Raw genomic sequence first — 23,502 nt, forward strand, 5'->3', positions numbered from 1 at the left:
CTTTTAGCTGAATGACAACGAAGGCTTATTAAAGGTTAAAATTTAAGCTTTGCACCAATAAGAGCAACTGTACCTTTGGTTTTTTTCTTAGGTGCTTCAATAAGGTAAACTGGCTTACCCTTAGCTTGGAAATAAGAGATTTCAGCATAAGGCAACAAGCCTGGTGTTATCTTATATTCAGTACCTAAGCTTACTGTATCCACCGTATTTTTATACTTTAGTGATTTAAAATAAGAAAGACTTGTTTTTATAGGACCTTGCCCATAAGCAATTGTGCCATTATAATATTTCGTATCACGACCAACTTTATGGTAAGTTTTTGAAGTCAAACTTTTACCTAAACTACCATAAGAACCAGCACAAGAAATATTACCATAGGTTAAGACTGCACCTAAATTGTAAGCATTTAGATCTGATAGCTTGTTGCTAGATAGTATCTTTCCATTAGGATCTAATACTATAAGTTTGCGAGCTGGCTTAGCATGTTCTCCTGTAACACCAAATTCTACTGCCATACCATCTAAAATCTCATACTTATAGGATATCCCTGCAGAAATCGCATCTTTGACATTGTAATTATAAATTACTGTATCACCTTTACCACCATCTATACCAGGTAGTTCTACTTCAGTTATACCAGTCTTTAATGTACTACGACCTGTTTTACTATCTAAATTTTTTATATTACGATGACCACCAGTATTTGCTGAATCAGGAATATAAGAAATACCAAACTGAAAACCTTGCATCTCTGGTGTATAATAAGATACTTTTCTAGCTGGCTCTGTTCCTTTATTTATGTCGTCGAAGCCATTGGTAAATGAGTCTATGACAGAGGGTGGGACTACCTCAAATTGTGGCTTCATACCTTTATATTGCATACTGCTATCGTCTAGTGAGACATACTTACTCCAACCAAAACCACAACTAGCTGCTGCAACTTTAGCACCACTAACACCCATCTTATTTGCAGCATCATAAGGAGAGCCTAGCTCTACTTTACCATAATCTGTCTCTAAGAATATGAAAGAGCCATTGACACTTGCAGAACCCTTTGGTTTAGTTGTTGGTAGTAAAACCATTTTAACTCCAGCTATTACATCATTAAATTCTTGCTTAGCAGTGGCAGAGAAAGATGCTTCACTATAAAATCCAAGCTTTTTCTTATTATCAGTAATATATTTACTTTGTTCTGACGACAATTTGCCTTGAGTACTATAACCAGCTTGGAAACCAAAAAATCCTTCTAATTTTATTTCAGTATCTGAAGCAGCTTCAGCTGAAGGAGTAGAACTGCTAAAGGCTGTGCTAGACAAACAAGAGACACAAAGCAACATTATTAATTTTTTCATAGTAATACCAAAACTCTTTATTCATTATTATGTAGTCGAGTTCATTAAACATAATACATTTCTATTTAAGTATTTATAGCAGAAGATAAACCATAATGTAACAAATTTTCGTAAATAACTATGATTAGTCAGACAAATTTTATTATTTTAATGGTAAAATTACAACTAAATATAACATTTTTTTAATTGTTGCTAATATCATAAAAATATTGTATTCTAGCTTTGCGGGTTGAAATTTTTGTAAATAAAGTTGGAAAAACAAAGGTGGGGTTAACCCCACCTTTTTTATTAAAATCTTTAAATATTTATGTTGTAATGCAAACTATAGAGCAACAAATTATTGATACGGTGCAAGATAACCTGAAAGATATTGGTTTCGACTTAGTAAAAGTAACTTTAAAGGGTTCAACCCATAAAGTACTTGAAATACTAATAGATAGGTTGGATGGTAAAAAGGTTACTATAATAGATTGTCGGAATAGCAGTAGAATTATCTCAGCCCTTTTAGATGTTGAAGATATAATTAGTGATAAATATTTTTTAGAAGTTTCTTCAGCAGGTATTGAACGCCCATTAATAAAATTTGAAGATTATACTAGATTCCTTGGTAGAGAGGCTACCATAAAATTAAAAGAATTATTAAATGGTCAAACTCGATATCAGGGAAAGATAGTTAAAGCTGAAGATAATAAAATTCATCTGAATAACCATGGTGAAGACATAGTGTTTTCATTTGATATGATAAAAAAAGCCTCTTTGGTATTAACAGATGAAATGTTTAGGAATTTAATGAATAAAAAATAGACTTCTTGGATAATTTGCTTCTGCTAGGGAATTTGTAGGAGGATCAAAACCCACAACTGTCGAAAGTTTGAAGGTAGAGCGGGTTTTAGGCAGGGCAGTTTAAAAGTTGTATATGGTCAACGTCATTGCGAGAAGACCGTAGGTCGACGAAGCAATCCATAAAAGTAACCAGAAATGGATTGCTTCGTCGGCTTATACCTCCTCGCAATGACCTTGGTTATTTTTCTGCAACTTTTAAACTGCCATTATGACTTCTAAAACCGCTTCCTCTTCTAACTTTCGACAGCTGTGGAACAAAACCTCAACCCACAGAAGAATTGGATTTGGAAATGAATGGTGAGAAGGCGTAGTGTACATATAGTACATGAGCATGCGAATCCATGATATTTTCAAAAAATAATTTGTAGGAGCAGAAGAGTATACCGACGCACAAATTATCAGTAGCAAGTAGATGCAAGAAGTTTAATATTAAAAGGCAGTGAATTTATGATTAATATTGGTAACATAGAAATTCTGCAGATCATAGATTCTGTAGCTAGAGAAAAGAATCTTCCTAAGGAAGCACTACTTTCGGCAATGGAACAGGCTGTACAGATTGCAGGACGCAGAAAATATGGAAATGAACATAATATAAAAGCTGAGATTGATAGGAAAAATGGTAATATTAATCTTTTTAGAATCCTTGATGTAGTGGATGATGTGGAGAATTATTTTACTCAAATTTCTTTAAAGGATGCTGTTGAAAAGAAAGTCGATGCTAAAATTGGTGATGAGATTTATGAATTCTTACCGCCTATTGATCTTGGACGTGTTGCAGCTCAGGCAGCTAAGCAAATAATAATACAACGCGTTGGTGAAGTGGAAAGAGAAAAACAATATGAAGATTTTAAAGATAAGAAAGGTGAGATTTTAAACGGCACTGTTAAGAGAGTAGAGTTTAATAATATCATAGTTGACCTTGGTGGTCGTGCTGAAGCAATGATTAAAAAGGAGCAGCTCATTAGAGGAGAAAGCTTTAAGGTTAATGATCGTATTAAAGCTTATGTACAAGACGTAAGATTATCGTCTAAAGGACCACAAATTTTTCTATCTAGAACTGACGACCAAATGCTAATAAAATTATTTGAATTAGAGATTCCAGAGATTTATGATAATATAATTGAATTACGAGCTATAGCTCGTGATCCTGGATCAAAGGCAAAAGTTGCAGTCTTTGCTTCTGACTCTAGTGTTGATCCTATAGGTTCATGTGTAGGAATTAGAGGCAATAGGATTAAGGCTATTACTAATGAGCTTAATGGCGAAAAAATAGATGTAATATTATGGAGCAAGAATATTGCCCAATTTATTATGAATGCACTTGCTCCTGCAGAAATTGCAAAAATTGTTATTGATGAAGATAAGAATATAGTTGATGTAGTTGTGTTTCAAGATAATTTGAGTCTTGCAATTGGTAGAAGAGGTCAAAATGTTCGTTTAGCCTCTAAACTTACTGGCTGGAATATTAATGTAATGACGGAAGATCAAGAATCCAAACGGAGAAATGATGAGTTTTGCTCTGCTACTGAGTTATTTATGGAGACCTTAGATGTTGAAGAAGTGATAGCACAACTGTTATCTGCACAAAGTTTTACCTCTCTAGAACAGTTAGCTTCCAGTAAAATTGAAACTTTAATGAATATTGAAGGCTTTGAAGAAGAATTAGCAACTGAGATAAGAGAACGAGCAATAAATTATGTAAATGCTAAAAATGAAAAAATTATTATTAAACTCGAAGCTTTAGGTGTTGAACAAGAATTAATTGATGTATTGGATTTACAACCAGAATTCATATTAAAATTAGCTGAGTATGGTGTAAAGACTATAGAAGATTTGGGAGAGTTGACAGTTAATGAATTTAAATCATTAGCTCCTAATTCTAACATGGTAGATGATGATATAGAATTACTGATTCGTACAGCTCGTACTCGTGAAGATGAATAAATTTAAGCAACCTCAGTATCAATCCTGACAGGGAATGCTACCTAAACTACTTAAGTTGACACCCATGTGCGTAGACGGAGTTCAAAAATGTTTAATTAGTTGTCAGTCAAAGCAAGAAAATTTTAAAAAATTTAGCATTAAGTATTAGTGCTAAGAATTTTATTGGTATTATAGTGTAAGCATGAGATGCAAGTCAAGTGCAAGAGAAAATCTAATAGACCTCTTGCATAATTCTACTTCTACTGGTAATTTGTGTGTGATACTGGTACTCTGCTCCTCACGTACTTTAGAGTACGTTGCGGGTCGAGGTTTCGTGTCTCCTACAAATTCCCTAGCAGGGGTGAATTCTACAGAAGGTCTAACGGTAAATTAGAAATTTGTAAATTATTCGATATACTCAAATGATTTGAAGAATGGAGACAATAAACAAGGGGTGAGTGTACCTTACTATTCCCCACAAATATTTGCAGAAGCCAATTCTTTAAAGCAGAAGAGTATATCTGTTAATCATTAATCACATAGCAAAATTATTTAAAAAACTTTATCACAAATATAATTGCTATTTAAAGGTTTAATATTTATGACGAATAACCAAGAACCTAAACCAAAGAAACTAACACTTGGTGGTCCTAAACTATCGCTTAGTAAGCCAGCCCAACCCACCAATGTTACTAGAGGTTTTGTTAGTTCTGCAAAAACAATTGTAGAAGTTAGGAAGAGTAGCACTCCAGCTAATACTTTGTCTTTTAACAAACTTTGGTCTAGTGGTTCTACTTCTCAAGGCGGCGAATCTACTGCTGGAGAAGAATTTAACAGACGCTTAACTATTTTAAAAAAAGCAGCAGAAGATGCAAAATCTCAGAGTACTGATAGTAAGATTAGCACTCTGAGTAAACTTGCAACTATCAATCAACCTGTGAAAAAAGACTATATAGACGATATTGAAGAAAATGTTCAGGATGAGTTACAAGATATTGAAAATGATTCTGAAATACCACCTACTAAATTAGCACCTACATCTTCGCAGGATAACAACCCATCCAAGCCATTTGTTAGATCACCTGTGATTGGTTCTCAGAGCCATTTTGGTGTTGCACTTGAAGATATTTCTTCAATAGACAAAGCTGGTGATAATAAAGCAGTAGTGCCAAAGGTTAAAATTGAAGAACCTAAAAAATTAAAAAAGGCAGATATCTTCAATATGCTTGATGCAGATGGAAGCGATAATACTGGTAGAACTAGAAGCCTTGCATCAATAAAAAGAGCTAGAGAAAAAGAAAAGCGTAAAGCCGAGCAACAAACACCAAATAAAGTATATAGGGAAGTTATTATTCCGGAAGCTATTTCTGTAGGAGATCTAGCCAATAAAATGTCTGAGCGAGCCACAGATGTTATAAAAGAATTGATGAAGCTCGGTATCATGGCTACGACCGTCCAAACAATTGATGCAGATACAGCAGAGCTTGTTGCTACGACCTTAGGGCATACAGTAAAAAGGGTTCAAGAGTCCGATGTTGAAAATATATTGATTAGTGAAGCTGATAAAGAAGAAGATTTAAAGCATAGGGCTCCTATTGTAACGATTATGGGACATGTCGACCACGGTAAAACTTCGTTACTTGATGCTTTAAAGTCAACTGATTTGGCAAGTCAGGAAACAGGTGGGATCACCCAGCATATTGGTGCTTATCGAGTAACCTTGGCTGATGGTAGGGCGATTACTTTCATTGATACTCCAGGACATGAAGCGTTTTCAGATATGAGAACTAGAGGGGCAAAGGTAACAGATATAGTGGTTATAATAGTTGCTGCAGATGATGGAATAAAGCCGCAAACGATTGAAGCAATTAATCACGCTAAAGCGGCAAATGTTCCTATAATCGTTGCAATAAATAAGATAGATAAACCGGATATTAATCTTGACCGAATTAAAAATGATCTATTAGTTTATGGTTTAGTTAGTGAAGAGTTAGGAGGTGATACTATAGTTGTACCAATTTCAGCTTTAAAGAAAACTAATTTAGATAAATTAGAAGAGGCTATATTATTGGTTGCAGAAATGCAGGATCTTAAGGCTAACTTTAGCGGACTCACTGCTGGGGTAGTCATAGAGGCAAGAGTTGATAAAGGTAAAGGAGCGGTGGCTACTATATTGGTACAACGTGGTATTTTACAAATTGGAGACATAGTAGTTGCCGGAACGAAATATGGCAGAATTAAAAGAATGAATAATGATAAAGGCGTGGATCTCACCGAAGCAGAACCAACTTTACCCGTAGAGATTTACGGCTTAAATGAAGCTCCGCGTGCAGGAGATCAGTTTAATGTAGTGCAGAATGAAAAACAGGCTAGAGATATTGTAGAGTATCGTGAACGCCTTGCAAAAGAAAAGAAAATTTCTGTTACCCAAAGATCAAGTCTAGAAGAATTATTCCTAAAAGCCTTTGGTAATACTGGTATGGTAAAAGAGCTACCGATAATTGTTAAAGGCGATGTACAAGGTTCAGTTGAAGCAATTATCACTAGTCTGTTAAAGTTGCCAAATGATGAAGTTCGTTTAAGAATTTTACATCACGCAGTAGGTGGAATATTGGAGTCAGATGTTACTTTAGCTAAAGCATCCAACGCTATTATTGTTGGTTTTAACGTTAGAACCAATAATAATGCTTTGACTATGGCAGAAAGAGAAAAAGTGGATATTAGATATTATTCCATTATCTATAATTTGTTAGATGATATTAAATCAATAATGAGTGGTATGCTTTCACCAATTATTCGTGAACAATATATCGGTACAGTAGAGATTAGACAGGTATTCATTGTCTCAAAAGTTGGTAAAGTTGCAGGTAGTCATGTTACCAAGGGTACTATTAAAAGAGGTGCTGGAGTTCGCTTGTTACGAGATAATATTGTTATTCACGAAGGAAAACTTAAGACTCTAAAACGTTTTAAAGATGATGTCAAAGAAGTTCACGAGAATTTTGAATGTGGTATCGCTTTTGAAAATTATGATGATATAAAAGAAGGCGATATAGTAGAAGTCTTTGAAATTATTGAAGAAAAAAAACAGTTATTGTAAATGCAAAAACTTTCTGATAAAGACAAGTCACAAAATAGGTCACAAAGGCAAAAAAAAGTGGCAATATTAATAAATGAAGCATTAGTGGAAGTACTAAGGCGTGGTAAGATGTTAGATGAACGTCTGATTAATTGTCCAGTAACTATTACTAAAGTCTTAGTTACCTCTGATTTAAAAATAGCAGATTGTTACTTTTTACCATTTAATACTACTTTTAATGAGATACAACTTACTGAGTCTTTAAATAATTCAAAATATGCTATAAGAAACTTTATAACTGCTAAAATTAATTTAAAATATTCACCAGAAATTCGTTTTCATTATGATCACGGATTTGATAATGCTTACAAAGTTGAGGAATTATTGAAGCAAGTTGAAACTAATCGAGTGAACTAGGATTACAATGAATCAAAACCTTACTCATCGCAAAGCCACAATTGCTGACTTAAGAACAATTGTTAACCTTCTTTTAGAAGATGAACTTGGACAAACAAGAGAACAGTTTTCAGCAGAATTGGATCAAGCTTATATTGATGCGTTCTACAAGATAGATAGTGATCCACATCAATATTTGATGATAGTTGAAATGAATAAAGAAATAGTTGGCACTTGCCACCTGACTATCATGCCATCGCTAACTTTCATAGGTTCAACTAGGATGCAAATTGAAGCTGTTCGTATCTCAGAAAAGTATAGAGGAAAACATTTCGGTGAATGGATGATGAGTATTGCAATGAAATATGGCAAATCAAAAGGTGTCTCCATTGTTCAACTTACAACTAATAAAAAACGTCCAAGAGCTAAAGAGTTCTATGAAAGACTTGGTTTTGAAGCAACACATGAAGGAATGAAATTATATAACTCTAATGAATAATAGTGTTATTATTTTAAATATTCACTTAAAAATCTCATGATTCCATAATTTTTTAAAAAATTCTTCTATTGGTAATATATTTATTTCTCGATTATCTAGGCATATTTTCCTTAAATTATCTTCTAAACAAACTACATATCCTTGATCCACTTGATGCTCTTCCATAAAAGATTTTATACTTTTTAGTTCAGTCTTATGGACATTCGAAGATATTTTTACTTCAATTGGTAATGACTTACCAGTAATAGTGCTAATTATAAAATCCACTTCTACGCCTGTTTTAGTACGCCAATAATTTATACGATGATCTAAATCATTCAGCTTTATATATGCTTGTAACTCAGTAAATACGTAATGTTCTAAAGCCCTTCCTGCTTCTGATCTTTGGTATTATTAAAATAGGGCCTCTTTCGAAACTCGCTTGTGCACAAGGGTGTGAAGGAGACGCTTCACCTCGAATTGCCCCAAAAAGACATGCAATTTTTTTGGCACAGTACTACTGTACTTACTGGTCCTGCGGCAGATTTAGTAATTCTCACCCAAAACCTTAATCAAAAAGATATATCTATTGAGGATGTAGATTTTAGGCAATTTCGTAGTGTTATAGTTAGTGATAATAAGTTTTATCGAGATGGCGATAGGTTTTTAGTAATTCAAGAAGATGAACATAAAAGTCATTCTATTACTTTTAAAAATTGTCAGGCTTTAAGTGCTGATTTTTTCTGTAATAAACTTACATGGATAGGCGGTAGGGTAAAAAACAATTTATCCGTTGAATTACATGGTTTAAATACCGAACTAATAATAAAAGGTAATGATGATATAATACAAGGTACTGATAATACAAGAGCGGTCATCGGCACTTTAATTATAGCAGAGAATATTAAGCCACTAAGAGTTTGTTTAGAAAATGTTGCGATTATAACTAACTTCTCTTGCGAAGGTGTAAAGTCCTTATCGCTTAGAAACGTTAAATCTGGTAGCGGGATTTGCAAATTAATTGCTGAAGAAATAGAAGTATTATCTAATTTTCAGAATCTAAGTACTGAATTTATTGTTAAATCAGAAATAGCTAATATTGGATCATTTATCTCACCAATAGGCAAGGTTTATATTGATGTTTGTTCGTTCATTGAATTTACTACTGATGGTGACGGTAGATTTCAAGGTTTAGACCTAAATATTGATGTAAGCCAAGCAATTGAGAAAAAGATTCAAATGCCATATGGTATCGTTAAATTTGATAAGATCCTTATTAAAGGAGCAAGCAATATAGATATTCCAGGCAGTTTAATAGCGGAGCAAGTGGAAATCATTAATTGCCTGCAATTGAACCTTGATGAATCAAGAATAGGACATTTAAAATATCAAACAGCTAAAGGGGAGGTATTTTTTGGTAAACATTCAGCCAAACCCACCAAAATTGATAGTCTATGGCTAATAGGTAATATAAAAGCTAATTTCCAAGGACCTACGGACTTATTTGATCTAGATAGTGAAGGTAGATGCCATATAACTATTTTTGATAATTATCAAGGAAAAATTATCAAACTAAATCTTAACCTTGATGCTCAGCGAGATAATATTAATGCTGAGAGAGACGGCTATTTTGGTTTACATATTCAGAATGCTGGTAATAAAAAAGTCGATATAGAAGCTATTTTAGCCAAGCTAAACAGCTTTAATGTCAGCGGTAGTGTAAAACTTGGTCAGGTTATTTGCCAGCCCATTGATCGGCGATACAATTTAATTCAGATTAATGTTAAGTACTTAAGTAATATTAGCATTGATGGTTTCTTTGCTGGTTTTGACCATAATATAGTTATTGAAAAAGCTACTGGGAAAATTAGTTTGGTTCAATCAATGGACAGGGCTTTAACTACTAGTCAAATTTTTGCTAGTGTTAATTGTGCTATGCAAGATTTTTTAACTATCCGAGCTGGTCAAGGTTTAAGCTTTCATGGCAATATTAGAATTGTTGATGGTGACATTGAATTATATACCCTATTTGGTGTGTTATCAGCTAGAGGCTCGCTAACAGCTAAACAAATTAAACTTTTATCTATTGCAGGAAGTCTTGACATTAGTGCTACTCTTGATGCTTATAGTCTTGTTACTTATGCTAAGACAGAATCTTATATACATGATACTATCATTAATGCTATTCAATTTTTAGCCCAAACAGTAGGTCATTACATTCAAGCTAGGAGTAATGTTAATACATCTAAAACTGTGATCATCAGTGAAAGTAGTGATGTTATGCTAATAGCTTCACGGATGCAATCAACAATATTAGAGGTTACTAGTGCTAGAGATATTAGAGTAGATGAATCTAGCATGCGGGCAACTGCTCAAGCCTATAGAGGTGATAATGTTTATGTAACTGATAGTAATATTTCCGGACAAAGTAGTAGTTTGCAATCTCAATGTGACCAACTCGTTAGATAAAATCAAGATGTTGGTTAACAAAAAAGGATCGCATATCATAGATCAGCTTGATCGGGCGTTTAAACCCTATGACATCTACAAATCATTAGCTGCTTTACCAACTAACGCAGTAACTGGGGGGCTATACGCCTATTTAGAGGCAAGTCAGCTAGAACAAATGTCCTCTACTAGTATAGCTGTAGATAACACTATTAGCGGTGAAGTAATCATGGCTCATGTTACCAATGATATTCGCTTTCAAGGCGTACAGATGACAGCAAGAGATGTCGATTTTACTGCAGCTAATTTTACCTTTGAAACCAGTAGAGATCAATGTGATTATCAATATGATTTTAGCTCTGTTAATATTGAGATTGATTTAAATAATGCAATAAATAGTAATTTAGCAGCATCTACACGAAGTGTCGAGTCAAGTAGTACTATCCACCATGCTAATTATATCAAAGCCAGTGGTAATTTAAAAATCACTTTGTCAGGTGATGGTAAATTTAAAGGCGTGAGTCTAGAAGGAACAAATGTCGATATCCAAGCTAATAATTTAATTCTCGAATCAGTACAAGATATAATATCACAAAAGCTAAGCGGAGCTAATCTACATGTTGGTTTTGACCAAAAATATGGCATAACAGGATTTGGCGGTGGGGTAGAAGATGGTTTTAAGGACAAAGCTTGGACTAATCAAGTAGCACGCATTATCGGCTCACAGCTAGTAAACATCATCGTCAAAGAAACCTTAGAAATTGCTGGGGGACTGATTGCCAACGCTGAAGAAGATAAGAACGGCAAGTTGACTGATAAAGGTAATTTAAGTGTCAATTGTGGTAGGATATTGGTTAAAACTATCCATGATTATGACGAAGGCGTAACCCTAGGCATTGGGGCAAGCTTCCAAGTTAATCAAACTGACCAAGGTAAAAAAGATATATCTTTTTCTCATACCCCCGTAAAAGTTGAGTTTAAAGACCACCGTCGTGAAGTAGCTGGTACAATAGGTCAGGGGAAAATTACTAGCGGTGAAATCAAGGGTGATCAGCTAAACCGTGATATATCACAACAAGCACAAGTTACCAAAGAACAACAAGCTAGTTTTGATAGTGTGCTGCATGCCGATATGCTAAAAACCTTACTTGGCTCAAAGGAAGAATCAAAGCGTCCTCCAAATATTAAGACATTAACAAGAACGGTATGTGGACAAACTTTACCGGAAATGATTCGTGATTATTTCTTTGATATAGCAGATACTGCTAAACAAGCTGCTAAGGATGTAATAACAAGTGGGGCAAAGGCAGCCAATATCTTTGGAGCTAAGGTAAATCCTGACCAGTTAGCCGATAACCTCGATAAAGGTTTTGACTGGCATCTTGGCTTAAAACTAAGTAGTGAGGAGGTTCGGAAATTTAATGAGAAATATGCTGACACCAAGCAAAAACTAGAAGAAAAAGCAGCTGACGGTGATGAGGAAGAGAAACATCATCTGATTTTCCAACAAAACTTGCAGCAACAAGTAGCACAGGCGGATAGCGATGGTAGTAGCAATAAAGCGGCTCTTCAAACACTTTTACATATTTATCAAGTGCTATATCACAAGGAACAGAGTGCTGCCGAGAAAGAAGGTCGTCCTGTAAAAAGTTTTGAGGAATTTGCAGCTTACGTCAACAAAAACTATATTTACAAAAGTCCAGTTTTTGCTGCAAAAGTGCATAATAATCTAGTCAGTGCCTTGTTAGAAACGCAATTAATGCTAGATGCTAGATTGCAAAGTAGCGTTGAGAAAGTCAACGGTAGAAATCATGCTGACCAACATAGCAATTACCCTGAAGATAAAACCGCCCATCATCCTAAATTTATTTCAGGAGGTGAAAATAGTATAAAATCAAGCAAAGTAGATGGTAAACCAGTCTCAGGAGCTGGTCAGAACAAAGAAGATGAGCCAAAAGCAACAACAATTGTCGATGATAAGCCATTTGATTATTTGATGTTATTCCTTGCAAAACCTGAATCTAAAGAACTAAAATTATCCCCGGACACTGCTGCATTATTAAAAGCTATCTTGCCCTTCCAACAAGTACCTAGCTCTAGCACTACTGCTGGTGGTTCTGATTGGGCAACCCAAAACTTTTACCGATATTTTTAGGAATATCTATGATGATTGTATAGATTTGCGTAACATAGGTTCTGCACATTTTTTAAATCCCCAATCAATCTATTACTCCCTAATGGGTGAAACATATGAATATTTAGGGGAGAATGTTATTTTTGCCATTAGTAAAATACCCGATGGTAAATATGCACTTGAGGCAATAGGTTTTGTTGTAGGTAGTGTGATTAATACGGCTCATTCTGCTATTACTAAAGGGGCTAAAATAATATTAGATCAAGAGAAAATTGATGGATTAGTTGCAGAATATAAAAAACTACCACATGGTATGCGAGTACTAGGAGATGATATTGCCGATGGTTCAATATTATTCACTGTTGGTAAATTAAGGAGTATTGCGGTCAAAGGTGCAAAGATACTTAAAATGGGTGACTTTGGTAAAATAGTCCCTGAGATTGTAGAAAATGCTCTTACCAAACAAACAGTCGAGATACCTAAATTTTCGGCAGCCGAAAAAATATCTGAAGTTGAACCATGGATGTCGCAGAAATCTAATATAAGTGCCAAGCAGTTAAAATTACTGGATGGAGTTGAAACATATGGTAAAAACCCTGGAAATATTTATCCACATAAAAAAACAGGGGCATTACATGTGGATACAGAGTTGCCGGGAGGTAAACAAGCCGCACGGGATATGTTTACAACAAAACTAACAGGGCAAGAACCATCTCAATTGCCTATTGAATTGCCTGATGGGACTAGGGTAATATTCCGTGAACTTGGTGACTCAGGTCATCCAAAATTAGAAATTGATGGTAGATCTACAAAAGCAAATACTTATGAAAAAATTACATTTAAAGAGTAAAATTATGGTTAATAAATTATGGTATGAAGATATAGATAAAGATGTCTTGCTTATTTCACGTAATTATCTCCAATCTTATATAGATATTTATTGTTTTGATTCAGAGCAATTTAGAGTAGTAGAAGATATTGTTACAGAGAATGTAGGTGAGTTTTTAGAAATTATACTTAAGAATTATCAACAATATCATTTTCATCTATGGAATCTCTCTGATATTGGTCAGGCATTAGAATTATATTTTCATCGTGCTTATATAGATGAATTTAATACATGTTATCCTGATTATCCTGAAAATGATAGACGTAGTTTAGGACTATATGTAATTTATTATATTCAAATTGGCCCTGGTTATACAATTCTTCCAGAAGATGTACCATATTTAATTGCATATTTACATACAGATGCTGATGAAATCGTTGGATCTGATAAAAAAATTGATGCTTATTTAGATCAATTTGATCATATAAAAAGATGTAACGAGGGTGACAAACGTTGGAATGCAATAACCAAGGAACGTCAAGAGGCAATAAAAGAAGGGAAACCCTTACCAATAAGACCTATGAGTATAAAATTATCAAGCTGCTGGAAAAAACCATAAGTCATTCAAGTTTAGGAATACCAAAAATACAAAATAGAGAAAAAAAATGCAAGATTTACTACCAAAAGAATGCCAGCAAATAGCTATAAAGGTTTGTAACAAATGGGCTAATGGTCATTTAACTGCTCAAGATATAAAAGAGACTATTGATATTTTGAATTGGGCTGTTGAAGATGTATTACCACCCATAAAAGGTGGTTATATTAGCTCAGATGTAAGTATATTAAAAGATGACATTTTAGAAATGGATTCAATAACTGACGAAGAAAAGGATCAAGCTATATTAGAACTATTAGATAATGGCTATGAAGAAGAGCTACAATCTTTGGCTAAAAGAGTCATTGCACAAATAGAGATTAATACACGAGAATATCTGGAGTGGTATCAGAAAGAAGCAGAGGAGCGTGGTTTTTACCGTAAATTAACGGAAGAGCTAATAGAAAGCAATATCGATAAAGAAGATGGGTGATTGTAGTAAGATGATTAAAAATAATTTCCTCTAAATTATTATATTTTTTCATTCTGAATACTTAGTGCTAGTGATTTTATGGTGTATATTATAGCAAGTTCAGAAAATTAGTTGCTATGTTAAATCTTACTCATACAAATTCACAAACGTCATTGCGAGGAGGCGTAAGCCAACGAAGCAATCCATTTTTAATCACTTCTCTGGATTGCTTCGTCGCTACTAAAGTAGCTCCTCGCAATGACGCAAGAGCCAAAAAATTCATTGAAGAAAATCCAGGAACAGCCTTAGCATTGGCAGTTGCGCCATATGTAGGAATGGGGGCAGGACTTTGGGTGAAATTGGATTTGGTGCTGCTACCCGTCTACTGCCTACTATGAAGTAGTGTCAATAACATTAGACCTTATATCTTAATATCTTAAGAATGTGTTATAAGTAATTAAAGAGGGTGACTTGAATAGACCTTGACTAAAATAGTCGCTAAGAGAATAAGTACCCTCTTTTTGGTAGTTTACCTTGAACAAATTGCAGAAGGTGGTCTTAAAAAGAGCAGCCTTGCACAATAAGAAGAAGGAGATTATATCATGAATAAAATAATAGGTCTAGACGTAAGTAAAAACTGGCTTGATATATGTGTATATAATACAAGAGATAAACCTAAATATCATCGTTTTGCCAATGATGCAGCTGGTCATGAAGAGATGATTAAATTAGCAAAAGAGCAAGAGATTAAGCTAATAATATGTGAACCTACTGGAGGATACGAAGCTGAGATTTGTCAAAAGCTGGATAATAATAACCAACAAATACATAAGGTCAATACATATAGTTTTAATTCTTTTAGTAAATCGGTGAATTTGTGTAAAACTGATAGGAAGGATGCATTTAAATTAGCATATTATGCGGATAAGATGCAACTTTCAGCGAATTATATATATCAAGTTGAATCAGAGACTTTGAAGAGATGTCAGCAAAGACGAGAAGATTTAGTATTAATGCTTAGCAATGAAAAGAAGAGGCTACATCATAGTATTGATGGCATTGATAAAGAGAGTATAGAAAAACTCATTAAATTTTTACAGAATGAAATAACTGAGCTTGATAAAAAATTAGATGAGGTAATAGATGAATCAGAAGAGTTGAAAGAGAAGGTAAAAATATTAGAGACTGTACCTGGTATACTGCTCGTAAATGAAGAGTTGGTAGACGATAGTATAACTTCAAGAAGAGCTAGGAGTGTCAAAGTCGAGCAGCAGAGCGTACATGAGTAACGGAGCAGCGGAGATCTTTAGACACGACGATGCCAATTCTTGAAGTTCACCGAGTATATTGGTAAATGTTTAGCTACAAAACTAATTAGTTTTGTACCTGAATTAGGGGATAAAAATTATAGTAGCAATGAATTGTCATCAATTGTTGGTATAGCTCCATATGCTCGTGATAGTGGTAATAAGCAAGGACGAAGATTTATTCGAGGAGGCAGGAAAATACCTAGAGATGCTTTATACATGGCAGTATTAGCTGGTAAGAATGGTTTCCAATATTTAAAAATTTTATATGATAGGCTTGTTAATAATTTTAAACCTAAGAAAGTTGCGATAGTTGCTTGTATGCGTAAGTTACTTGAAGTGTGCCATAAACTTATTCAACAAAAACACGTTTTTGTTATTAAATAATATTTATCTATTTTTATAAAATTTAGATAAAAGATAATTGCTCTTTCGAAACCGGTTAACGTAGTTCAAAATTATAAATGCCAGAGATCAAATTAAATCTAAGACCGAATCTTTTACGTCTATTTCGATATTTGTCAGCAATAATTTTAAATTACGTTAACCAGTTTCGAAGGAGGTCTATTTTAAAAAACAAACTTTTCTATCATTAGTTACAACTTTTAAATGACCCTAATTATGGGACTTGTTTAATCCCATAAAATTCTTTAGCATTTTGTAGTATAATACCAAATTCCTCGTCATTAGGTGTTGCAGGTGTTGCACCTTCAATAAAAGTACCACCAATGACTCCTAAATCATTAACACCAGTATTTGGCATATGTTTTGGGAAAATATAAAAATCACGCTCTATTTTCTGTCCAGACTTAGTTTTGCCTTCATCCCAACGAGTCAAAATCATATATTGTATATCTTTAGGATTTTGATCTTTAAGCATAATCAAGTGACCTTGGACTGACACCAATTTTTCATCATTATTAAGCTTACTAGCACCAAGTCCAGTACAATTGAAGATAAATTTTCCATCAAGTTCAGCAAATGAGTTAACTTTTTTCTGTACAAACTTAATATTTTTACTTCTTAAATATTCGTTAAGTTCTGCCATAAGTATGCCTGTATCCATAAAAATACCGTCATCATATACAATCATCTTCCTTGTCGTACCATTATCAAAGTCAACTGTCACATCTTTTGCTGGTTTCATGACCTTACCAACATAAGGCTCTAAACCAGATTCTTCCCGAGTTCTAAAATAAGTTGGAACAATGATAGCTCCTTCCTTAAAGTGTGGATGCTGTTTCTTAGCGATTGATGCATAAAATTTATAAGCATCAATTTCTATTTTCTGAAGAATTGTCTGTATTTCTTGATCATTATCCATAGATACTGGAGCAAGTAAGCCACCCGCATTATTAGAAGCCAGTCCATCAAATTTTTCTGCAACAATCGTAATATTCTTAAAACCTTTTTGTTCTAAATCATAAGCTGTAAACAATCCCAAGACGCCTGCTCCAATAATGGTAATTGGCGTATCTTTTGTAAGATCAGTTGCATATTTTGAGTTTATAAGTAAGTTATTAACGTACTCAGCAGAACCAGGTCCAAGAGTCCAGCCACTACCACCATGCCCATAGTTATTAGCGATTATTTTACTATCTTTTTCCTCTACACTCATTTTAGGAGAACCATGTCTCATTGGACGATAACAAAGTATTTTTTGTCCCAAATATGCAGTGTCTAATTTTGGTGGAGTAATTTTTCTAACCTCACCACTAATTGCCATTGTTAAAGTTGGTGTTATAACCATCAGAGTAGCCATGCAAAGTACCTTAATTTTCTTGAGCACAATTGTAACCTTTAAAAAAATTTAATTTAGAGTTAATATAGATATTGGTGCATTTTAGTAAAGAATAATTGTATTATTCTACATACAAGAAAAGTAAAATTTTTGTATTAATGTCACAATATTAATTATATGGTGAAACCGTGGTGGATGATGATGTAATATAACAAGCTTTACCATATATAAATAATTTTATAAGTTGAATTCTAGGTAGACTTATTTATTTTAATATAGTTTTTACCCAAAATATTCATAATTTATGATTCCAAAAACATGACCATAGATGAAAAAATTTATATTACTATATGCGTATTATTTGCAATTCTCATTGTAACAGGTAATTTAATATATCAAAAGTTTGTTTTCTTACCAATATTACCTTTTTATACTTTTGAACTTTCTGTAGGTGCAATAACATACCCATTAACATTTTTACTTACTGATTTAATTGCTGAATTTTATGGGAAAATCAAAGCTAATTTCTGTGTTAAACTTGCACTAGCTATGAATATAATTGTTGTATTAATTATAGCAATAATGGATAGGTTAAATGCCACAGAATGGTCTAAAATCGATAATATAACTTTTCATAAGGTTTTTGGGTTATATAGTATTGCTTTCATAGGTTCAATTATTGCCTGTTACACTGCTCAACTCATTGATATTACAATTTATTTATGGATACGTAAAGTTACTCATGCTAGATGGCTATGGCTTAGGAACAATGGCAGTACAGCAATTTCGCTATTTGTAGATACTTGTATTGTTATTAGCTTCATGAGTATATTTGGAGTGCTACCAATAGATCGTATGTGGTCACTTATAGTGAACAGCTATTCATTTAAACTTTTCTTCACAATATGTAGTACTCCTTTATTTTACATAGGAGTTAGCATAATAAAATATGTTACTAAATATAAAAGTTAATTTTATATTTTTATTCCCCTATAAATTGTTCTCGTATCTCACACAAGTTATTTTGCAAACTATGCCAAAGAATTTCAATTTCCTGCTCATAAGCCATTAGTTCAAGCATAGTCCAATTAAAATCATTAAGATATTCGTATAACATAAAAGGCATATCATTATTAGACTTCTTTCGAAACTCTACTTCTACTGGTGATTTGAACAATGATGCGGTACTCGAATCCGTAACGGAATTAGAGTACGCTGCGGTTCGAGGTGAAGCGTCTCCTTCACACCCTTGCGCATAAGCGAGTTTCGAAAGAGGTCTAGTATAAGATTTTCATCAACTTCACTTCTTTTTTGAAAAGGAAAGTTTTTGGGCTTACTACTAATATCACACAAACCATTTTTACCTAATACTTCATAGCGTTTGTACCACTTGCGTAATGTAAAGCGTGAAATACCATAATGTTCGCATACCTTTCCTGCATGCTCTAACTGTTTATATAACTTAATCCAACTCAAACGCAACTTAATCTTAGCATCCATTACAAATGACCTTGTAAGTCCCTAACTTAATTCCTATTATAACAAGCTGTAGTAATCAAGTTTTTTAATAATTAGATACTATTTTATCTTACGTTTCTGTTGTAACAAGGTCTATAAATCACACATATATGAACATTTTTATTACTAATATTTGTCCAATATTATCAGCACAGGCACTTGATAATAAACGAGTCCTAAAAATGATAGTTGAGTCTGCTCAATTACTTAGTACTGCTATTTTCTGCAATAGTCAAATTGTATATCCTGATATTTATAAACCTACCCATTTGAAACACCCTTGTACTATTTGGGCATCTTCAAATAGAAATAACTGGTTTTGGCTTTCTGAACATCTTATAGCTCTTTGTCATGAATATACACATCGTTATCATAAGAAACATAAAACTCAACAATTAATCAGCAACTTACTTAAATATTCTTCGCATTTAATCGACGATAATAATATGACACCATTCGTCAATTGCACTAAATCAGACTATTTACAAATTGATTTTTCTAATCACTCTAATATTTTTAAAGCATATCAGCAATACTTAACTGTAAAATGGAATAACGATATAATAAAACCAAAATGGACAAATCGTTCTATTCCAAAGTGGTATACTCAGAAATAAATTATTAACTGATGTTACGCAGCTAACCATGCCTTTACACTGCCTAATTTTATAAAAATACTTAGTTGTTGTAAATCTTGTGTCTGTTTATCGCTTTCTCTTATACCATATCTTGTTTTTCAAGCACTATTACTAATTAGACTTACTGCATAAGTCAATCTAGTTGGTGATTTTGTCGTCGAAACTCGCCTCCGCTCCTCACGTACGTCTGTGTACGCGAAGGTAGCCGGCTTCGTTTCTCCTAAAAATCCCTCAACTATCTTTGATTTATGCAGCAAGTCTATTATAAATTTATGATGTTTCAACTTCTTTAGTAATTAAAGATCGTATCAATACATTAACCGCTTGCTGCTGCTCTGAACTACGAATTTTCATAAAATTCTTTGAAACCTCTATGTACATATGCTGATTTTCAACAAATACTGGCTGTACAGTATCAGCATCTTCTAAATCTTTATAAAAATACTCTATATTTTTATCTAGTGCTTTAGCAATAAGAACTAGTCTACCTATTGATATTCTATTAATGCCTCTTTCGTATTTTTATAACTGCTGCCCCGTTACTTCTAGTATATCCGCTAGTTGTTGTCGTGACACCCCTTTAGCAAGTCTTAGAGAATAAATCTTTTCTCCAATAAGTTGATCGATCTTCTGTAAACAATCATTTCTTCTTGCTATCATTTTGTTAACATTGATGGCATCATATCTTAAAAGCCTTCATTATACTCTTCAAGTTTTCTAAGATTATGCTACGATAAGTTACTTAGCGTGTCAATAATTTAATTTATTATTATAAAAAGTAACCTTATTTTTTTCTTTGATATATAACTAATTTGTTGTTTGTCATAATTCTTTCAAATTTATAATCGTAATTGTGGTAAGGCTAAAAATAGCAACCCATCTTTAGTAAGTTATTTAAAATCTAATCCTTAGTCCTATATAAATCACACAGCTTAGATATCCTTAATGATTTTTGCTCCACAAATCCATGTCATATTGTTTGCAATATTCAAACATATCAACTGTATTAGGGTGGTGTATGCCAAACTCATTAATTTGTGGCTTGCCAAAAAATTTATAATTATATAAATCTTTGCTTTTACAAGCTGCTTTTGCTGCATGATTATACAAATCACTTACTTGAACAATATTTTTACTGTTATCTTTATATAAACAATGATATATGGCATAAGATCTTTTATAAGATTCTATTGCTTCTTTAATATTATCTTGAGCAAACAAAATATCTCCTTGTAGTGCATAGCCTCCCGCTAAATTTAGATCTTGAGAATATTCTGTATTCTTAGGATTTCCATGTTCATCTGTTAAAAATATTGTAATAGCTTTGTTAATATGATCCAAGGCTTCATCTATCTTACCTAACCCTAATTCACTTCTTGCCATTGTCCTGTAGATATAACCAAATGTCCTATGGTCTTCACTTTTTATAGGTTTATGCATGTCATATAATTGCTTAGCTTGAGCATAAGCTTCTTGATATCTGCCAAGATAGCTTAGTATCTCTGCCCTAGATACATAAGGTGCAGCAAGGTGTAGATGATTAATATTTAATCCACTTTTTATAAATACCTTAACATATTTATCTATGTAACCTAAAGCATCATTATATTTGCCTTGGATAAAAAATAAACGTGCCTTTAAATAATAGATTCTAAATATATCAGTTTCTTGTAGCCCTTGTTTAAATAATTCTTCCATTTTCTTAAGGATTTCTTTGGCAGTTTGTACATTGCCCAAAGATATTTGAGATACAGCGATGTGTGAGTTAAGATTAAATTTTAAAAAAGCATAATCACCATTAAGACTATCTAAAATCTTTAATGCTTTAGTAGGATAAGAAATGGCTATTTCAAAATTTGCTAATGACAACATACTATGCTCTCCTATTAACCCCAAATATCTAGCATAACAATATTTTTGATATTCAGACATCTTCCACAGTTTGAATGCTCCGTCCTTATCTTTGTGTTCAAACCAATCCATCATTTGTTTTGCTTTATATAGATTATGATCCCTTACATATATAGCAAACAACTCGGCTCTTAAATCAAGCATTACATATATGTCAATATTATATTCTTCAGAATTCCGTAGAATAACCTCTAGGTTGTCAGGTATAGTCTTTGACGTCCTACACAATTGTCCCGACTGTATTCCTTTGGGTTTAGGGAGTTTAGAAATAATATTTTCTAATATTTTATTGTTTTTATTGCCATTGTTCTCCATTATTTTATTACTAACAACATCATGCATTTCAAAAATAGGGTTATCCTCGTTAGGATTAATATTACTAATTAACATAAATTTAGATAATTGATATATATCGTCATTAAGGGTATCCGGATTATCAGTGATGGCAGTAAGTAATTGTTTTGAAAAACTTTGATTGTTCAATAAAGCTACTTTATTAAGCAACTGCACCGCACTAGGTTTTAACTCTTGAATAACCATATTAATATTTGTTGCTATTTTATCAGTCGCTTGATAAATTTTCTTTTTATATTCCTCTTTATCTAAACCTTTAATTTTATTAAGCAATTGAGTTCCTTGCACTATCAATATTGGGTAACCACTAAAAGATTGCGTTAAAAATTCGATACTATTATTATCCTTGTTGTCTAATAAGTTATTAGCTAAAGCTACAATAGTAGGCCTATCAAGTAGGGTCATTGCTATAATATTAGGTAACTTTTCATTATCTTGCGAACAAAACGCAACATGACCATTATGTTCCCAATCAATTAAATCCTGTACTTTTTTATTTTCATTAACTTTTAAATTATCAAACACCAATAACCACTTATTAGTAGAAGTTAAATATGATATTACTTCTTTTTTTGCTAAAGCAACTTCTTCAGATATATTAGTTTGTTTGATAGTATTGAGTTGTTTGGCTAACTTAACAAATTGTTCGTTCAAATCAAGGTTACAATCAAAAAACCAAATTAGATCATAATTATTTTTATTCTCATAACCATACATCCTGGATAGCTGAGTCTTACCTATTCCGCTAGTACCTACTAAACTTGTTTGTTTATATTTACTTAAATTGTCCTTAATAATCTTAAGTTGTTGTTCATGATTGACAAAATAACTAACTGGGGTGATTAAATTAGATACTTGTTCTTGAGCAAAAGTATTACTATAAATAATTAGTAATATGAATAATGTTAAAAATTTTTTCATACACTGAGCTTCTGCATAATTATTCCGTAATTATTCTTTAATAATTGTAAATGCTTAGTATACTATATTTTAATAGAACCACTAATAGATATACTATAATTTTATAGCAAAAATTCTACTATTCTCCGCATAAATTAAGATATTTTTTATTCACATGGTTAAAACAACAGGAAATAGAGGACTCTTTAATACATCCATATTCAGGAAATGAAAGTAGGTGATTTTTAGAAATATATCTAATTTAACGCGAGTTGCCAATTAATTATACAGGTAAGCTCTTATTTAAAGCGTTTTACAAGTAGGAGTCGTAGTTAAAATGTTTATTATAATTAGCTATATTTCAAAATATAGCTAATTTTGAACATTTTAATGCTATAAGTTAGCTTCAAAGGTTTGATGAAATTCAGCTTTGTGCTTAGCAATTAATTGGCAACTTGCGTTAATTTAAGAATTTTGTCAGTTATAATATGAATTGAATACAGATATATTTATATTGCATTTTAATAGCAGCAATTTTGTTTATAATTTTTAATGGATAGACTTAACTAAGTGTTTAGTTTTAG

21 protein-coding genes and 3 pseudogenes are annotated in these 23,502 nt (G+C 32.8%); 14 read left to right on the top strand and 10 right to left on the bottom strand.

Features of this window, described 5'->3' with window-relative positions:
- Positions 1 to 35 precede the first annotated feature (35 nt).
- Positions 36 to 1,352, bottom strand: a complete 1,317-nt coding sequence (locus tag AAGD36_RS01600; protein WP_341755657.1) for a porin — start codon at positions 1,350 to 1,352, stop codon at positions 36 to 38.
- 315 nt (positions 1,353 to 1,667) lie between these two features.
- Here AAGD36_RS01600 and rimP point away from each other — a divergent pair, with 315 nt between their 5' ends.
- From rimP to AAGD36_RS01630, 5 genes are all read left to right on the top strand, one after another.
- Positions 1,668 to 2,156 (top strand): ribosome maturation factor RimP, encoded by a 489-nt coding sequence (gene rimP, locus AAGD36_RS01605; RefSeq protein WP_341752283.1) that lies wholly within the window; start codon positions 1,668 to 1,670, stop codon positions 2,154 to 2,156.
- Positions 2,157 to 2,642: 486 nt separating this feature from the next.
- Positions 2,643 to 4,139: a transcription termination factor NusA gene (gene nusA, locus AAGD36_RS01610; protein WP_341755658.1), complete on the top strand. Its 1,497-nt coding sequence runs from the start codon at positions 2,643 to 2,645 to the stop codon at positions 4,137 to 4,139.
- A 580-nt stretch (positions 4,140 to 4,719) separates the two neighbouring features.
- Positions 4,720 to 7,218, top strand: a complete 2,499-nt coding sequence (gene infB, locus AAGD36_RS01620) for a translation initiation factor IF-2 (RefSeq protein WP_341755659.1) — start codon at positions 4,720 to 4,722, stop codon at positions 7,216 to 7,218.
- The gene (gene rbfA / locus AAGD36_RS01625; protein WP_341755660.1) at positions 7,219 to 7,614 is read left to right on the top strand and encodes a 30S ribosome-binding factor RbfA; all 396 of its coding nucleotides are present in this window, start codon (positions 7,219 to 7,221) and stop codon (positions 7,612 to 7,614) included.
- Positions 7,615 to 7,621: 7 nt separating this feature from the next.
- Positions 7,622 to 8,092 (top strand): GNAT family N-acetyltransferase, encoded by a 471-nt coding sequence (locus AAGD36_RS01630; protein ID WP_341755661.1) that lies wholly within the window; start codon positions 7,622 to 7,624, stop codon positions 8,090 to 8,092.
- Between the two features lie 21 nt (positions 8,093 to 8,113).
- Here the strand turns inward: AAGD36_RS01630 and AAGD36_RS01635 are convergent, their stop codons facing one another.
- Together AAGD36_RS01635 and AAGD36_RS01640 are read right to left on the bottom strand one after the other, a co-directional pair.
- The gene (locus AAGD36_RS01635) at positions 8,114 to 8,359 is read right to left on the bottom strand and encodes a hypothetical protein (protein ID WP_341755662.1); all 246 of its coding nucleotides are present in this window, start codon (positions 8,357 to 8,359) and stop codon (positions 8,114 to 8,116) included.
- Positions 8,360 to 8,362: 3 nt separating this feature from the next.
- Positions 8,363 to 8,419 (bottom strand): annotated as a pseudogene (locus tag AAGD36_RS01640) (hypothetical protein); the annotation flags it as partial.
- Between the two features lie 147 nt (positions 8,420 to 8,566).
- Between AAGD36_RS01640 and AAGD36_RS01645 the strand changes: the two are divergent.
- The 7 genes from AAGD36_RS01645 (at position 8,567) to AAGD36_RS01675 (ending at position 16,243) form a co-directional block, all read left to right on the top strand.
- Positions 8,567 to 10,540 (top strand): hypothetical protein, encoded by a 1,974-nt coding sequence (locus tag AAGD36_RS01645; RefSeq protein ID WP_341755663.1) that lies wholly within the window; start codon positions 8,567 to 8,569, stop codon positions 10,538 to 10,540.
- Positions 10,521 to 12,674, top strand: coding sequence for a hemagglutinin repeat-containing protein (locus AAGD36_RS01650; protein ID WP_341755664.1), 2,154 nt, complete (start codon positions 10,521 to 10,523; stop codon positions 12,672 to 12,674). The genes AAGD36_RS01645 and AAGD36_RS01650 overlap by 20 nt, the downstream gene beginning before the upstream one ends.
- Positions 12,675 to 12,756: 82 nt before the next feature.
- Entirely contained in the window at positions 12,757 to 13,503 is a 747-nt protein-coding gene (locus AAGD36_RS01655) for a hypothetical protein (protein WP_341755665.1), read from the top strand.
- 4 nt (positions 13,504 to 13,507) lie between these two features.
- The gene (locus AAGD36_RS01660) at positions 13,508 to 14,101 is read left to right on the top strand and encodes a hypothetical protein (RefSeq protein WP_341755666.1); all 594 of its coding nucleotides are present in this window, start codon (positions 13,508 to 13,510) and stop codon (positions 14,099 to 14,101) included.
- Positions 14,102 to 14,147: 46 nt separating this feature from the next.
- On the top strand, positions 14,148 to 14,570 hold the full coding sequence (locus tag AAGD36_RS01665; RefSeq protein WP_341755667.1) for a hypothetical protein: 423 nt from the start codon (positions 14,148 to 14,150) through the stop codon (positions 14,568 to 14,570).
- Positions 14,571 to 15,151: 581 nt separating this feature from the next.
- On the top strand, positions 15,152 to 15,838 hold the full coding sequence (locus tag AAGD36_RS01670) for an IS110 family transposase (RefSeq protein WP_341755668.1): 687 nt from the start codon (positions 15,152 to 15,154) through the stop codon (positions 15,836 to 15,838).
- Between the two features lie 39 nt (positions 15,839 to 15,877).
- Positions 15,878 to 16,243 carry a transposase gene (locus AAGD36_RS01675; RefSeq protein WP_341755669.1) on the top strand — a complete coding sequence of 122 codons (366 nt, stop codon included), beginning with the start codon at positions 15,878 to 15,880 and terminating at the stop codon, positions 16,241 to 16,243.
- A gap of 55 nt (positions 16,244 to 16,298) precedes the next feature.
- Here AAGD36_RS01675 and AAGD36_RS01680 read toward each other — a convergent pair.
- Both AAGD36_RS01680 and AAGD36_RS01685 read right to left on the bottom strand, forming a co-directional pair.
- Positions 16,299 to 16,394, bottom strand: a pseudogene (locus AAGD36_RS01680) (IS5/IS1182 family transposase); the annotation flags it as partial.
- An 81-nt stretch (positions 16,395 to 16,475) separates the two neighbouring features.
- On the bottom strand, positions 16,476 to 17,645 hold the full coding sequence (locus AAGD36_RS01685; protein WP_341755670.1) for an FAD-dependent oxidoreductase: 1,170 nt from the start codon (positions 17,643 to 17,645) through the stop codon (positions 16,476 to 16,478).
- 270 nt (positions 17,646 to 17,915) lie between these two features.
- Between AAGD36_RS01685 and AAGD36_RS01690 the strand changes: the two genes are divergently transcribed.
- Complete coding sequence (locus tag AAGD36_RS01690; RefSeq protein ID WP_341755671.1) at positions 17,916 to 18,569, top strand: queuosine precursor transporter; 654 nt, start codon at positions 17,916 to 17,918, stop codon at positions 18,567 to 18,569.
- A 10-nt stretch (positions 18,570 to 18,579) separates the two neighbouring features.
- On the opposite strand, the gene AAGD36_RS01695 is transcribed toward AAGD36_RS01690, so the two are convergent.
- Entirely contained in the window at positions 18,580 to 18,774 is a 195-nt protein-coding gene (locus tag AAGD36_RS01695) for a hypothetical protein (protein WP_341755672.1), read from the bottom strand.
- A complete protein-coding gene (locus AAGD36_RS06935) occupies positions 18,756 to 19,097 on the bottom strand; it encodes a helix-turn-helix domain-containing protein (RefSeq protein WP_410521239.1) in 342 nt (113 codons plus the stop codon). The genes AAGD36_RS01695 and AAGD36_RS06935 overlap by 19 nt, the downstream gene beginning before the upstream one ends.
- Positions 19,098 to 19,225: 128 nt before the next feature.
- Between AAGD36_RS06935 and AAGD36_RS01700 the strand changes: the two genes are divergently transcribed.
- The gene (locus tag AAGD36_RS01700) at positions 19,226 to 19,732 is read left to right on the top strand and encodes a pyrimidine dimer DNA glycosylase/endonuclease V (RefSeq protein WP_341755673.1); all 507 of its coding nucleotides are present in this window, start codon (positions 19,226 to 19,228) and stop codon (positions 19,730 to 19,732) included.
- A gap of 119 nt (positions 19,733 to 19,851) precedes the next feature.
- Here AAGD36_RS01700 and AAGD36_RS01705 read toward each other — a convergent pair whose 3' ends face one another.
- The 3 genes and pseudogenes from AAGD36_RS01705 to AAGD36_RS01715 all read right to left on the bottom strand — a co-directional run bounded on the left by AAGD36_RS01705 (position 19,852) and on the right by AAGD36_RS01715 (position 22,939).
- On the bottom strand, positions 19,852 to 20,010 hold the full coding sequence (locus AAGD36_RS01705) for a hypothetical protein (RefSeq protein ID WP_341755674.1): 159 nt from the start codon (positions 20,008 to 20,010) through the stop codon (positions 19,852 to 19,854).
- Positions 20,011 to 20,023: 13 nt separating this feature from the next.
- Positions 20,024 to 20,410: pseudogene (locus AAGD36_RS01710) on the bottom strand (helix-turn-helix domain-containing protein).
- Between the two features lie 285 nt (positions 20,411 to 20,695).
- Positions 20,696 to 22,939: a tetratricopeptide repeat protein gene (locus AAGD36_RS01715; RefSeq protein WP_341755675.1), complete on the bottom strand. Its 2,244-nt coding sequence runs from the start codon at positions 22,937 to 22,939 to the stop codon at positions 20,696 to 20,698.
- Positions 22,940 to 23,502: the final 563 nt, after the last annotated feature.

It is taken from the genome of Candidatus Tisiphia endosymbiont of Ptychoptera albimana, from assembly GCF_964026605.1.
GTDB lineage: Bacteria > Pseudomonadota > Alphaproteobacteria > Rickettsiales > Rickettsiaceae > Tisiphia.